A 14,109-nucleotide genomic window follows, 5' to 3' on the forward strand; every position below is an offset into this window, starting at 1 on the left:
TCTGCAATTGCTCAACCATCAAATAGAAAGTTGACCATGAGATGCCTGTGTATCGCTTGAACTGAGGATCAGAAAGCTTGTTTGAATCGATGTATTTCATCCGCAGATTATGCACGAATGCTAAGAAGTCCGGAGTGCAAATATTAACCAAAAAGAAGATCGGTTTTTGATTTATGAAAGAGATCTAATATAATGAGAAAGGTACAGTATTATTTGAATAAACATCATCTAAACCTTTATCTAAAACTTTCCCTGTGAAATTTGTACTAAAATAAGGACAATTGATAATACAGAAGAAAGTCATGCTGCCTTTATATATTACCAGTGGTGAACCTGCCGGAATTGGTCCAGATATCTGCTTGAGTCTGGCGGATCGTATTGATGAGCGTCCATTGGTGGTACTTGCCGATCTGGAAATGCTCCGTCAACGGGCGCAGCAGTTAAAACTTCTGGTTGAACTGATTGAATATACAGGGCAAACGACTTCTTCAGAAAAAGGTCAGCTTTATGTTGAGCACGTGCCTTTAAAAGAACCGGTAGTACTAGGTCAGCTAAATAGCCATAATGCCGCTTATGTACTGGAGCAGCTACGTCGTTCAGCCGAATATGCCATGTCAGGCAAAAGTGTCGGAGTGGCTACAGCGCCAGTGCAAAAGTCGGTAATCAATGATGCTGGGATTCATTTCAGCGGTCATACCGAGTATTACCAGGAATTTGCGGGTGTACCGCGTGTGGTGATGATGCTGGCGACTAAAACTTTACGTGTGGCTTTAGCAACCACACATCTTCCACTTCGTGCAGTTGCCGATGCGATTACTCCGGAACGCCTGCATCAGGTGATTGATATCCTGATTCATGACCTGAAATCCAAATTCAAAATTGAACATCCGCATATTCTGGTCTGCGGTTTAAATCCACATGCGGGTGAGGGTGGTTATCTGGGTATGGAAGAGATTGAAGTGATCAATCCAGTACTAGAAACTTACCGTGAGCAAGGTATCAATATGAGCCTGAGCCTGCCTGCAGATACTTTATTTACTCCTGAAAACCTGAAAGATGCCGATGCTGTTTTGGCGATGTATCACGATCAGGGCTTACCTGTGTTAAAATCTCAGGGCTTTGGTGAAGCCATCAATATTACTTTGGGCTTACCGTTTATCCGAACTTCTGTCGATCACGGCACAGCACTCTCCCTCGCAAGTACAGGCCTTGCGAAAAGCTCAAGCTTACATGTGGCTGTGGATTTGGCGCTGGATTTAGCGCGTCAATGATCTCGTCTTTATTACACGTTGGAAATGTCTATGTATCAGATTAATGCCTTAAACCCAAAAGATGAAGGGCATCACACGCGTAAGCGTTTTGGTCAAAACTTCTTACATGACCAACGTGTCATTGCTAAAATTGTGCGTTCGGTAAACCCGCGTGCAGGCGAAAATATTATTGAAATTGGTCCGGGTCTGGCTGCTTTAACATCGCCTTTAATTGGTGAATGTGATGCTTTGACTGTACTTGAGCTTGACCGTGACTTGGCAGCAGGTCTGCCAGGACGTGTGCCGCATCCTGAACGTTTAACCATTATTGAAACAGATGCACTGAAATACGATTTCACCAATTTGTTTGAAGAAGGTCGTCCGTTACGTGTAGTTGGAAACCTGCCTTATAACATTTCGACACCACTACTGTTCCATCTCCTGGAATTTGGTGACAAAGTCAAAGACATGCACTTCATGCTGCAAAAAGAAGTGGTGGATCGTATTACAGCTTCACCGAACACCAAAGAATATGGCCGTTTGTCGGTGATGATCCAGTATTACTGCAAACCAACCTTTTTGTTCGAAGTGCCACCGGGCTCTTTCAATCCGCCACCAAAAGTGACGTCTGCCGTGTTCCGTTTGGAGCCATATGATGTAAAACCGATCGTGGCAAAAAATGAAAAAGCTTTGGCTCGTCTGGTATCGCATGTATTTACCCAGCGCCGTAAGACTTTGCGTAATAGCTTGAAAGGGATGCTGGTTGAAGATGGTTTTGAAAAAGCAGGTGTAGATCCAATGGCACGTCCAGAGACACTGACACTTGCCCAATTTGTGGCTTTATCTGATCAAATGGTAGCTTAAAAATAATGACCCGCACTGTTCGATACAATTATGTGATTGGTGATGTACAAGGCTGTTTCGAAGCCTTGAAGGCACTACTGAAAGAAATCCGTTTTGATCCTGATCAGGACTTTATCTGGTTTGCTGGTGATCTGGTGGCTAGAGGGGAAAACTCGCTGGGTGCATTACGCTTTATTAAAAAGCTGGCGGATAATGGCGTGGCGGCAACAGTACTCGGTAATCATGATCTGACTCTTTTGGCTTATGCACGTGGCATCAAGTCGATCAAAGACAAGGACAATGTCCGTGATGTGATTGATGCGATCGACAGTGATGAGTTAATTGACTGGATCCGTAAACAGCCGATGTGTCTGTTTCCGAATGAACAGACGGTACTAACCCATGCCGGTATTCCCAATATCTGGGATGCGGCCAAGACGGCTGAATTGGCTAAAGAAGTAGAAGCCATTATTGCCCATGATGATTTTGAGGTGGTGGATGCTTTCTTAAAGGAAGTGTTTGGGAAAGAACCTACACTCTGGTCAGATGAATTAGAAGGTCATGAGCGTACGCGCTGTATCGTGAATTACCTGACCCGGATGCGTTTAACTGACGCAGAAGGGCGTCTGGAATACAGTTTTAAAGATTCACTGGATGATCCGATGCCAGAAGGGTTTAAGCCCTGGTTTGAATTTGAATCGAAAACTGCCGCAACCCATCGAATTGTATTCGGGCATTGGGCTGCTTTACAGGGTAAAACCATTTCTGAGCGAATTCAGAATGTCGATGGTGGTTGTGTCTGGGGTAATCAGCTGATGGCTTATCGACTGGAAGACCAGCAAATGTTCGCCGTCGATAATCCGGTATTTTAAAATATTTAAAGCTCAAAAAAGCCACGTTCAATGTGGCTTTTTTATTGTGCTGATGATTAGTCTGCGCGAATCCAGGTCTGGTTGCGGCCCAGAACTGAAACACCCACACTGGCACGTAGCGTTAAACGCTTGCCGGTATTGTTTAGACGAACCTTGGCATCATAAATTTTACCTGCCAATGGATCAATGACACGACCTTTTTCATAATTTTTGGTGCCTTCAACGTGTTTCAGGCCTTTTAGAATAGTCATGCCTAAAATCGGTTGATCGGTATAAGGGGCTGGGCATTTATTACATTTTTCGCGTGGTGTATAACCTGGACGTGGCGTGATTTTCGCAATCTTGCCTGAGTAAGTATTATTTGCTTCTTTTTCGATGACAATGATGGCTTTTGCTGCTCCAGTTTTATCATCAATCTGCTGCCAGGTTCCGCTAATATCTTGAGCCCACAGGTTCATCATGAATCCTGTAGTCAATGTGGCAAGGAGTATCTTCTTTAACATATCCATCATTCCAAAGAACTTTTCATTATTGCCCGCACATGTTAGGAAGATTGCACAAATAGTCAATAAATAATTAAAAATCATGGAATTAAATTTATAAAAAAAGCTGCATGTTTGGCAGCTTTGAGAAAAAGTGTGAACTTATTCCTGACGGATCCAGGTCTGGCTACGGCCTAAAGCAGAAACACCCACATAACCACGTAGGGTTAAACGTTTGCCGTTGCTGCTTAGACGAACCTTGGCATCGTAAATTTTACCTGCCAATGGATCAATCACACGACCTTTTTCATAATTCACGCTATCACCGACCTGTTTTAAACCTGTCAGTACGTCCATCCCCAAGATCGGCTGATTGGTATAAGGAGCAGGACATTTATTACAGGTTTTTTGTGGGGTATAACCTGGACGAGGCGTTACTTTGACAATTTTCCCGGCATAAGTACCATTGCTGTCCTGACGGATTTCAATCAGTGCTTTTGGTGAACCAGTCTTATCATCGATTTGTTGCCATGTCCCGGTCAAGTCTTGTGCATAAATGGTCCCAGTCATGAATGTAGCAATGAGCATTAATCCTAATTTAGATTTATTCATTTATATTTATCCTTTTTTCATAGATGAAACAAACTATCCCAAACACAAGCGTGTGGTTTTTTAATTTTGGTTGATTTTAGAGTAATGAGCGTTGCAGATCGCTCGGTCAATCTGCTTTAAGCCTGTTGATTCCCCATGACAGAAATCTGCCAATGTTAATTGCTTTGTTACTGAATTTTCAGTAAAAGCAGAGAAATTCAGTAAGATCTTTAACATGGTAATGTCTTGCATTCTATCTCCTTATATTGCGCATCAAAATCCGTTTGATGCTAAGCCTGTTAAAGCAAATGAATCTAATATTTATATGCATGTTTTATATTGTATAAAAAAGCATCTGTCTAATATTGATACAACTTAATGCATGAAAATGCAAGCTTCTGTGCACTAAGTCATGAATTAATCTTGTTTAATCCAAGTCTGGCTGCGTCCCAAGGCTGAAACACCTACATAACCACGTAGGGTTAGACGTTTGCCATTGGCACTTAATTTAGCTTTGGTGTTGTAAATATTGCCAGATAAAGGATCAATTAGTTTGCCCTGAGAGAAATTATTGTTACCTGCATCCTTTAAGCCGGTGAGTACATCCAGACCAAGAATCGGTTTATTGGTATAAGGTGCAGGGCAGGAAACACAGGTTTCACGCGGTGTGTAGCCAGGACGAGGCGTAATCTTGGTAATTTTGGCGGTATAAACACCATTTGAAGTTTCACGAATTTCCAGAATTGCTTTAGCTGATCCTGTTTTATCGTCAATACTTCTCCAGGTACCTGAAATATCGGAAGCGAAAGCCAGATGACTGAAAAAGGTCAGGGCTAAAACGGAGAATAATTGAACCTTTTTCATAGGTCTGTTCCTGAGTGAAAAATTCTTTATTTCTCTATAGTAAGAATAGTTTCACTCAGAAACAAACGTTAAATATTGATTGATGAGTCACATTTTTTGCAGATAAAGTATAAAAGTTGGCAACCAGATCGCAGTAAAAACGGCATTCACTGCCATGCCAAACGTAGCATAACGTCCGGCAACACTGCCACGCTGCCAGGCTTGAGCTGTACCAATCGCATGTGCTGCTAGACCTAGAGCCAGACCTGAAGCACGCTCATCATTGATATGTCGTAAAATAAATGGTGAAAATGCTGCACCAATTACGCCAGACAAAATGACGATCAGAATGGCCAGACTAACAGGTGCCTCCAGTAAGGTCGCAATATTAATTGCAATTGGTGTCGTGACTGCACGGGTGGCAAAGGCCATGATGTCGCCAGAAGACATATGTAGTAAATAGGCGAGACCCATCGGTAAGGCGACCGCACTGATACTGGCAAAAACCAGAATTCCGACAATAGCTTTCAGTGGCAGGTCATCATAACGCATGGCGGCTAGCGGAATCGCCAGTGCAACTGTGACATAACCAAGCAAATGGTTAAACAGTGGATTGACCTCATCCATATAATGCTCATAAGGAATACCCAGCACCAATAAAATCACCAGCACCAGGAACATGCTAAACACAATCACAGGAATTTGCGGAATAACACGATTGCAGGGTTTGGCAAGCAGATAAGCAATTAAGGTAATCGCAAAGCCATAAAGAACAGAAAACATGTGCGACTCCTATAACCAGCGTTTTGCCATTTTGGCGTAGATCCAAAGAGGGAGCAGAGTACTCAGGCATAACACCAGCATAAAGGCCGGAATTTTTTGTCCCATATGCATCAACATAATTAGCGCGCCTGCACTAATCGGTAAAAAAGCGAAGGCACTTTCTTTCATCAGCTTGTTATTGGTATCCACCAGACGCGCTGGAATTTTGCCAAAATAGCGCCAGGCAAATAAGGTGACTAGCAGGCTGATGAGTCCGACCAGGTTGCCCAATTCAGGGTGTTCCAGCTGGGTCATTAGCCAGACTGAAGCTTCACGAAATACAATAATTAAGAGGAGAGTGCTGATCCATGCTGGCCAGTCAATATGTTTTATCCAGTTCATTGGTGATGTCATTTAAAAGTTTACTTATCAAGTTTTACTCGATCTTACGCTGGATTTCAAACTCTTCAAGTGGACGCTGGAATTGAAGTGCTTGAGATCCCAGAATTTCTTCTATCGGTAAATGAGCCTGTTTGATCAACTGTTCCAGCTTTGGAGGTGCAATCCGTACATCGATATGTAACTGACCTTCATCATCATAATGTTCGGACTGAATCACATTCAGCGCATAAAGTTGATTGCGCAGTTTGCCATAGGCAGGTTTCAATACCAGTTCAAAGTGCTGAATCTGGCCCATTAATGCTTCATGAACTGCTTTGCGTAACAGATCCAGCCCTTCACCGCTATGTGCTGAAACATAGACCCGTTCAGGCTGACCGGGCTGTCGGTAAATGATTTTGGCATCTTCACCGCTACAGTCGATTTTATTATAAACCCGTAACACCGGGACGTCGGCACCAATTTCCTTGAGCACCTTTTCAACGGCTTCAATTTGTTCAAGCATTTCCGGACTGCTGGAATCGATCACATGCAAAAGCAGGGTTGCTTCAACAGTTTCTTCCAGAGTTGCTTTAAAAGATTCGACCAGTGAATGCGAAAGATTACGCACAAAGCCTACCGTATCTGCCAGTACCAGATTACCGACGCCGTCCCATTGCAGGCGTCTTAAAGTTGGGTCCAGAGTCGCAAATAGTTGGTCGGCTGCATAGACATCGCTATCAGCCAGAATATTGAATAAGGTAGATTTTCCCGCATTGGTATAACCTACTAAAGACACCGTTGGAACAGCCGCTTTTTGCCGAGCAACACGGCCCTGAATACGGGTTTGACGGACTTTTTCTATTTTGGCTTTAAGCTGTCCCATGCGGATACGCAATAAACGGCGATCTGTTTCTAGCAGGGTTTCACCCGGACCACGCAGACCGATCCCGCCTTTCTGGCTATCCAGATTGGTACGGCTACGAACCAGTCGTGAAGACAGATGCTGTAACTGTGCTAATTCAACTTGCAGTTTCCCTTCATAGGTGCGGGCACGCTGTGCAAAGATATCGAGGATAAGTTCGGTACGATCGACTACCCGGCAATGCACCACATTTTCCAGGTTACGTGCTTGGGCAGGTGTCAGCGCATGATCGAAGATGACCAGATTGGCATCCAATTCTTTGACCCGTTCAGCAATTTCTTCTGCTTTTCCTGAACCCACAAAAAATTTGGCATCCGGTTTTAAGCGTTGAACAAAGAGATGTTCCAGAATTTCGGCATTTGCAGATTGAGCTAACAGATGAAACTCTTCAGCATCAAGGTCATCCAGCATTTGTACGCTCACACTGACCAGTATGACGCGTTCTTTTCCCTGATGTTGCTCAAAATATTCCACTCAGGCCAATCTCCAGTTGAAAACTTCATTTTAGTTGAAAATGAACTTTACAGATACTGAAATAGCGGGCTTTGTTTTAAAGTGCCGTGACAAACAGTTGTGCAAGTGTTACGAGCAGCACCGTATATAACAGGGTACCCCCCAAGATATAGCTTAATACTTTTAAGGGCCGAATCATCTCAGCTGATTTGACTGTTTCATCTTGCATGATGAGCATCCTTTTTAATCTAATATTTCGATTGATTTATTTTATTTAATTCATTTAATGAATTTAAATTGAAAATATAGATATACTTGGTCGTTTTTTATTATCAATGCAAGTTGGACATGAACAGTATAAAATGAGTTTAATTCGTGGATATTCCCTGTATCTTGTTTAGGATTTAGTGATCTTTTTATGAACTCGACTGTACAAAATCAATCACCTGAGATACAAGGTTTTGCAAAATTCTTTCTTTATACAAGAAAAACGACTTCTGCATTAGCAGCCATCAGCCAGGGTTTTTATCTAGTTTACCGTCATGGTTTATATAAAGACCCGAATAACCCGAACAATACCCGGTATGTGCAATATTTCTGTCGCCAGTTGTGCAAGGTGTTTAATATCGAGGTTCAGGTCCATGGCGTGATTCCACGTGAGCCTGCATTATGGGTGAGCAATCATGTATCCTGGCTGGATATCGCCGTTTTGGGTTCAGGCGCGCGAGTGTTTTTTCTGGCCAAAGCTGAAATTGAAAATTGGCCAATTTTGGGCAAGCTGGCTAAAGGCGGTGGTACCTTATTTATCAAGCGTGGTTCAGGAGATTCGGTCAGAATCCGTGAACAGATTACCGATTTTCTAAAGCAGAATATTCCAGTCCTGTTTTTTCCTGAAGCGACCACATCTGATGGACGCTCAATTAAAAAAATTTATGGACGTATTCTGGGGGCAGCGATTGAAGCGCAACGTCCGGTACAAATCTGCCTGATCTGTTATGTAAATCAGCAGGGTGAACTGGATATGGTGGCGCCTTTTATTGGGAACATCAGTTTTGCCAAACATGTGCAAAATGTTCTGGAAATGCCTAAAGTAACAGCTCATCTGATGGCCTTGCCGGCAATTGCGACCGAAGGGCATACAGTAGAAAGCCTGACTGCACTAGTGCATGAAAATATGCTGGAGGGTTTGCAAAGGTTGCAAGCCAAAGTTTTAAAAAAGCCTCATTAAGAGGCTTTTTTATTAGAAATACTCCGAGATATTCATTACATAAAACCTTCGATTGGGAGTATCGACAGGAATTTTATTGAGGCTTTTTGATACCATTTCATTCCCGGCTCTTTTTTAAAGGTCTTTGTTTCACCTTTGGCATTACGGATTTTCCAGTTAATATTCTGGTTGGCATCCAGAACCAGCTTATAGGCATACTTGCTTAAATTCTTGTCCATGGTTTCGTGTACTGCACGGGCCAGATTAGGACTATTTAGCAATACGCCAATTTCAGTATTCAAATAAGCTGAACGCGGATCGAAATTAAAAGAACCGATAAACACCTGTTTTTGGTCAATGGCCATCAGTTTGGCATGCAGGCTGGAACGGCTCAGGCCTTTTAAGCTGACCTTCGCTTTTTGTGCCAGCTCTTCAGTATTGGCATTCAGGTTGTCGGCATCTGGAGCCGCCAAAAACTCATAGAGCTTAACATCATTTTCTAGCAATTCCTGACGATACTTGGCATAAAAAGCATGGACCAGCGGCACGTCATTGGCCTTATAAGAGTTGGTGAGTACACGAACTTTGACATCTTCTGAAGCCAGTTTCTTGAGACGTTCTGCACCCTGTTTTTCCGGTACAAAATAGGCAGACACGATATCCACACTTTCTTCCGGTTTTTCCAGATGCTGTAATAACTGGAAGTTCAAGTGATCTTCAGTCTTAGCCTTTGACTTGATTTTACTTGGTGGATCTTTGACGACTTCAGCTTCTACCCAATCAAGTTGAATGTTGTGTTCCAGCCATTTATCGAAAGCCTGTGAACGATTGGCCAGATTCAGGTAGTTCTGGATTGCAGTATCATGGCTATATTCTTCCAGCTGCTGTTTCAGGCTCGGGTAGCGTAGCGTATGATGACGAGGATTAACAATCTGCCGAACCGGATAGGCATAATCATCATTCCAGTATTCATCAAAAGAATGAATGATTTCATCAGAAGCGGCACCGACCAACATCACATCTACATCAGAGAACTGATAACTGTCACTGACGTTATAATACTGGTTACTCATGTTACGGCCGCCAATCAAGGCAATCTGGTTATCGGCAATAAAGCTTTTGTTATGCATGCGGCGGTTGATCCGTTTTAGATCCAGCAGCATATCCATGGCACGGTATTTACGGAAGCGGTAGGGGTTATACAGTTTGACCTCAATATTCTGGTGCTGATCTAGTGCCAAATAAATACCTTCCATTTTCTTGGCATTGTTATCATCCATCAACAAACGGACTTTTACGCCACGGTCTGCTGCCTGAATGAGGGCATGCAGAGCCAGTGCACCAATACGGTCGTTATCCCAGATGTAATATTGCAGATCCAGACTGCGTTCCGCTTTATTAATCAGCTGGATACGTGCAGCGAGTGCTTCGAGCGGATCTGGAAGCACATGATAACCGGTCAGGCCAATATTCTGCTGACGTAAAGGCTCAACAATCTGGGCCAGACTGGTTTGCGATGTATCCGTTTCAAATGCCATCCGGCTAGGCTGTTCAGTTTGCGGAGGCAGCGTACTGCAAGCAGGAATGCCGAGTACCAGGCTGCAGCTCAGTAAAATGCCAGCTTTATAGCGGTAAGCTTTTGATAAGCCAGAGGGTTTTGAATGAGCGGAAGCGTGGGGAGCATTTACCATAAACATCAAAGACTGAAAAATTTGGATTGAGTATAATTGCCAGCTATGAAAAGATAAATATAAAGCCACTAATCAGCTCCTCGACTCGACAAGGCAAATCTATGTGGGATACCAGTTCCGTACTTTTTTATTTTTATCTAGGCATGGCCATTCTTGCCGTTTGGGCAGTGTATCAGGCCTGGTCGAGTCAGTCGCGTACAGAAACCATTCATCCCTTTAAAGCATTTTGTCACCTGCTGGCTTTCTATCTGGCCTATTTGCTGATTCCGCTGGTGTTCTTCAGTATTTATGCAGGATGGATGGGCTACTATTCGATTCATGAGTCTATTTTTATTTTCGTGATTAGTGCCGTACTCAGTTATGCACGGTTTATCGAGCCGCATTTGATTCGGGTCGAAACCACGCCTTATCAAATCAATCCTCAACAGAAACTTAAAAAACCGGTACGGATTGCCCTGATTGCAGATTTACATATTGGTCTGTTTTCTGGACATGAACGCCAGTTAAGACAGATTGTACATAAGCTGAACCATCTGAAACCGGACTTGGTGGTGGTTGCAGGGGACTGGACCTATGAACCGGAAAATAAACTGGCACAGGAGCTGGCTGTCTTAAAGGAAATTCATGCGCCGGTATATTCGGTGACAGGGAATCATGATGAACAGTATCCTGGCCCTCCGATTCAGGAATTGCTTCGTTATGCGCTGGAAGTGAATCAGGTCATGGATATTGAAGGGCAGATTGTCGAGTTTGATGAATTTCGTCTGTTAGGGGTAGGGGATCTTTGGGCTGGAAAAACCGATATGCGCGCAATGCCGGATCTGCCTCAAGACAAGCCTTGGGTGATTCTGTCGCATAATCCAGATACCGTGGACATGGTGCCGAAATTGCCAACACGACCATTGATGCTTTCTGGACATACGCATGGCGGGCAGGTCGAGTTACCTTGGCTGACGGATTATGTGATGAAAAAGGTCTCCATTCTGGGCCATAAAAAAGGTCTATACCGGCATGAACATGCAGATGTATTTGTGACCGTGGGAACGGGTATGGTAGGGGTACCATTCCGTTTTCGCGTACCACCAACCATTGATATTATCGAATTGGTCTAAAAAAACTGATTCATTCGTTGCTGTTAAAGCAGTAGCCAGAGCACAATAATAATCAGTAAAATCACGGCTGCGGTGATCCAGATTTTCTTTTCAATCTCACGGCCGGGCACACGTTTGCCGACTTGCTGTGCAGCCACCTCAGTATCTTTAGCGATACTGAGATTAGGATGCTCTGGAACTTCCAAAGGTGTAGTTACCACTGGAATATTTTCATCTGCATCATCAGTGAACCGTGGGCCAATATTGCCTTTATTGTCCCGATTCAGCGCCAGATCATGCTCTCTGACAATTTCATCAATGACCTGTATCGCCTGTGATTCATCTAAAGCTGTATGCGTCCGGATATAGCGAATGGCGTCCAGTTTTTTATCATCCTCTAGCAGAATCACAATATCTACCAGCTGTTCTTGAGTAAGTTGCTCAATAAGATCCTGCATCACTCTGCCTCATTCTCTGGCTTTATTTATTTGATTGTTCCCGAAATATCCGCAAAGAAGTAGCAAGTTTTTGTTGTGAAATCATAAAAAAAGCCAGCATAAAAATGCTAGCTTTGATTGAGATGACTTAATCTATCATGATCCTTAGATCTGATTGTTTACATCATCATTTTTAGTTTCACGGATCAGCAAGAATGCAAGCAATGACAGGATAGAGGCTGCTGTGAGATAATAACCTACTGCAGACAAGCCATAAGTTGTTGCCAGTTTGGTTGCAATCAATGGTGCGAAAGATGCACCAAAAATACCCGCCAGGTTAAAGGTCAGTGCAGAACCGGTATAACGTACTGAAGTCGGGAAGATTTCAGACAATACAGTACCAATCGGACCATAAGTCAGACCCATGATCGCTAGGCCGATACATAAGAAGAAGAACACAACCAGCGTACTGCCTGATTCAAGCATGTCGGCAAAGAAGATACCGAAAATAGCAGAGACCACACATACCGCGATTGAAGTTGTCTTACGACCGAATTTTTCCGCAAGTACCGCTGAAAGTGGAATGAACGCAGCAAAGCACAGAGTTGCAACTAATTGCAACTGAAGGAATTCTTCACGTGTATAGCCGAGCTGTTTGGTACCCCATTGCAATGCGAATACAGTCGTCAGGTAGAACACCACGAATGTACAAATCGCAGCGATGGTACCCAATACCAGCATTTTAGAATGCTTTTTGAATACTTCGAAGAAGGGTACATTCACTTCTTTCTGCTTTTTCAATACGTTCTGGAATGCAGGAGTTTCATGCAGTTTCAAACGAATCCATAGACCCATAATCACCAGTAGCGCACTAGAGATAAAGGGAATACGCCAGCCCCATTGCATGAACTCTGCTTCAGACATGAATGCGCCAAGCGTCAAGAATGAGCCTGTTGCCAGAATGAAGCCAATTGGTGCACCAAGTTGCGGGAACATACCATACCAGGCACGTTTGCCTTCTGGCGCATTTTCAGTTGCCAATAGAACCGCACCTGACCATTCACCACCCAAACCAAGGCCTTGGCCTAAACGGCAAAGAGCCAGCAATAATGGCGCAGCAATACCGATTTGTGCATAAGTTGGCAATAAACCAATGGCAACGGTAGAAAGACCCATGGTCAACAAGGCCGCGACCAGTGTCGCTTTACGTCCGATCCGGTCTCCCAGATGACCAAAAAGTGCAGCGCCGATTGGACGGGCAATAAAGGCAATCGCAAAGGTTGCCAGCGACTGAATAGTCGCAGTCATAGGATCTGTACTTGTAGGGAAGAACAGATAAGGGAAAATAATAACGGCAGCTGTGGCATAAATATAGAAATCGAAGAACTCGATTGTAGTGCCTACTAAACTTGCTGTTAAAACACGAAATTTTGAATTGGTTGCTGTAGTTTCTGTTACAGCGATAGAATCTGAAGACGCCATGAATAACCTTACACTTACTAAAAATAAAAAACTTAGTTTTAAAAGCGTAATCTTTTTAAAAAAGGCGTAATTTTTTAAAAAAACAACTGCAATCTTCTCGTTTCAACTCGCTCAGGGTCACTGAAATGGAGAAATGAGATGATTAAATCACGTAAAGATAGATAGACAGAAAATGTGATCCTGCGCCTATCAATACAAAAATGTGCCAGATAGCGTGGGTATATCTTACTCTTTTTAAAGCGTAAAACAATGCACCTACAGTGTATGCTAAGCCACCAATGATTAGAAAGGTTAAAGATTGAGCACTTAAGTACTGCTGCATATCGTCCATAACTAGTAGTGCAAGCCATCCCATGACCAGATAAGCGACCAAAGAAAGTTTCTGGAAACGGTTGATGAAAATGAACTTGAATAGTGTTCCAAGTACAGCAATCACCCACAAAGCAATCAGTAAATACTGGGCTTTGGCTGTTGGAATCGCAATCGATAGAAACGGGGTATAGGTACCTGCAATCAGGTAGTAAATTGCCGTATGATCAACTTTTTTGTAAAAATAGCGTCGGTCTGCAGCGGTAGACATATGGTAGAGCATCGAAGCGGAAAACAGCAGAATCATGCTGAAAGCATAGACCCAAAGGCCAATCCATTGTCCGGTACTCAAATAAGAGCCTTTAATAATCAATAAAATACCGGCAATCAAAGCCAGCGCAGCACCGAGGCCATGACTAATGTAATTAATCCGTTCCTCATTGTGATCATAATCTGGAACTAGGGGAGCATTCTGCATGATTGTCATTCTTGT

General features: G+C 43.3%; 17 protein-coding genes. 5 read left to right on the forward strand and 12 right to left on the reverse strand.

The features are described 5' to 3' along the window. Positions 1-302: 302 nt before the first annotated feature. The 3 genes from pdxA to FTV31_RS05500 are packed head-to-tail and all read left to right on the forward strand — an operon-like array spanning position 303 to position 2,965. Positions 303-1,271, forward strand: a complete 969-nt coding sequence (gene pdxA / locus FTV31_RS05490; RefSeq protein ID WP_218948678.1) for a 4-hydroxythreonine-4-phosphate dehydrogenase PdxA — start codon at positions 303-305, stop codon at positions 1,269-1,271. 30 nt (positions 1,272-1,301) lie between these two features. Continuing rightward, positions 1,302-2,114, forward strand: a complete 813-nt coding sequence (rsmA, locus tag FTV31_RS05495) for a 16S rRNA (adenine(1518)-N(6)/adenine(1519)-N(6))-dimethyltransferase RsmA (RefSeq protein WP_180013514.1) — start codon at positions 1,302-1,304, stop codon at positions 2,112-2,114. 5 nt (positions 2,115-2,119) lie between these two features. Then, the gene (locus FTV31_RS05500; RefSeq protein WP_180013516.1) at positions 2,120-2,965 is read left to right on the forward strand and encodes a symmetrical bis(5'-nucleosyl)-tetraphosphatase; all 846 of its coding nucleotides are present in this window, start codon (positions 2,120-2,122) and stop codon (positions 2,963-2,965) included. A gap of 56 nt (positions 2,966-3,021) precedes the next feature. On the opposite strand, the gene FTV31_RS05505 is transcribed toward FTV31_RS05500, so the two are convergent. The 8 genes from FTV31_RS05505 to FTV31_RS17270 all read right to left on the reverse strand — a co-directional run bounded on the left by FTV31_RS05505 (position 3,022) and on the right by FTV31_RS17270 (position 7,628). Further along, positions 3,022-3,468: a DUF2147 domain-containing protein gene (locus FTV31_RS05505; protein ID WP_034704141.1), complete on the reverse strand. Its 447-nt coding sequence runs from the start codon at positions 3,466-3,468 to the stop codon at positions 3,022-3,024. Between the two features lie 141 nt (positions 3,469-3,609). Further along, positions 3,610-4,059, reverse strand: coding sequence for a DUF2147 domain-containing protein (locus FTV31_RS05510; protein WP_004785238.1), 450 nt, complete (start codon positions 4,057-4,059; stop codon positions 3,610-3,612). Positions 4,060-4,119: 60 nt separating this feature from the next. Next, entirely contained in the window at positions 4,120-4,290 is a 171-nt protein-coding gene (locus tag FTV31_RS05515; RefSeq protein ID WP_180013518.1) for a hypothetical protein, read from the reverse strand. A gap of 165 nt (positions 4,291-4,455) precedes the next feature. Further along, positions 4,456-4,902 carry a DUF2147 domain-containing protein gene (locus FTV31_RS05520; RefSeq protein ID WP_034704115.1) on the reverse strand — a complete coding sequence of 149 codons (447 nt, stop codon included), beginning with the start codon at positions 4,900-4,902 and terminating at the stop codon, positions 4,456-4,458. An 87-nt stretch (positions 4,903-4,989) separates the two neighbouring features. Next, the gene (locus FTV31_RS05525) at positions 4,990-5,664 is read right to left on the reverse strand and encodes an LrgB family protein (RefSeq protein WP_159123660.1); all 675 of its coding nucleotides are present in this window, start codon (positions 5,662-5,664) and stop codon (positions 4,990-4,992) included. A gap of 9 nt (positions 5,665-5,673) precedes the next feature. Further along, the gene (locus tag FTV31_RS05530) at positions 5,674-6,045 is read right to left on the reverse strand and encodes a hypothetical protein (protein WP_180013520.1); all 372 of its coding nucleotides are present in this window, start codon (positions 6,043-6,045) and stop codon (positions 5,674-5,676) included. Between the two features lie 34 nt (positions 6,046-6,079). Then, the gene (hflX, locus tag FTV31_RS05535) at positions 6,080-7,420 is read right to left on the reverse strand and encodes a ribosome rescue GTPase HflX (protein ID WP_166139222.1); all 1,341 of its coding nucleotides are present in this window, start codon (positions 7,418-7,420) and stop codon (positions 6,080-6,082) included. A gap of 76 nt (positions 7,421-7,496) precedes the next feature. Continuing rightward, a complete protein-coding gene (locus FTV31_RS17270) occupies positions 7,497-7,628 on the reverse strand; it encodes a hypothetical protein (RefSeq protein ID WP_257220898.1) in 132 nt (43 codons plus the stop codon). 189 nt (positions 7,629-7,817) lie between these two features. Here FTV31_RS17270 and FTV31_RS05540 point away from each other — a divergent pair, with 189 nt between their 5' ends. Next, the gene (locus FTV31_RS05540; protein WP_175968124.1) at positions 7,818-8,627 is read left to right on the forward strand and encodes a 1-acyl-sn-glycerol-3-phosphate acyltransferase; all 810 of its coding nucleotides are present in this window, start codon (positions 7,818-7,820) and stop codon (positions 8,625-8,627) included. A gap of 35 nt (positions 8,628-8,662) precedes the next feature. Here FTV31_RS05540 and FTV31_RS05545 read toward each other — a convergent pair whose 3' ends face one another. After that, the gene (locus tag FTV31_RS05545) at positions 8,663-10,297 is read right to left on the reverse strand and encodes a phospholipase D family protein (RefSeq protein ID WP_180013522.1); all 1,635 of its coding nucleotides are present in this window, start codon (positions 10,295-10,297) and stop codon (positions 8,663-8,665) included. 101 nt (positions 10,298-10,398) lie between these two features. On the opposite strand from FTV31_RS05545, the gene FTV31_RS05550 reads away from it, so the two are divergent. After that, a complete protein-coding gene (locus FTV31_RS05550; RefSeq protein ID WP_034704127.1) occupies positions 10,399-11,409 on the forward strand; it encodes a metallophosphoesterase in 1,011 nt (336 codons plus the stop codon). A gap of 23 nt (positions 11,410-11,432) precedes the next feature. On the opposite strand, the gene FTV31_RS05555 is transcribed toward FTV31_RS05550, so the two are convergent. From FTV31_RS05555 to FTV31_RS05565, 3 genes are all read right to left on the reverse strand, one after another. Next, positions 11,433-11,846: a hypothetical protein gene (locus FTV31_RS05555; protein WP_180013524.1), complete on the reverse strand. Its 414-nt coding sequence runs from the start codon at positions 11,844-11,846 to the stop codon at positions 11,433-11,435. A 144-nt stretch (positions 11,847-11,990) separates the two neighbouring features. Continuing rightward, entirely contained in the window at positions 11,991-13,307 is a 1,317-nt protein-coding gene (locus FTV31_RS05560; RefSeq protein ID WP_180003873.1) for an MFS transporter, read from the reverse strand. A gap of 142 nt (positions 13,308-13,449) precedes the next feature. Then, entirely contained in the window at positions 13,450-14,094 is a 645-nt protein-coding gene (locus FTV31_RS05565) for a hemolysin III family protein (RefSeq protein WP_034704133.1), read from the reverse strand. Positions 14,095-14,109 lie beyond the last annotated feature (15 nt).

The sequence above is a fragment of the Acinetobacter sp. YH16031 genome (assembly GCF_013417335.1).
Taxonomy (GTDB): Bacteria; Pseudomonadota; Gammaproteobacteria; order Pseudomonadales; family Moraxellaceae; genus Acinetobacter.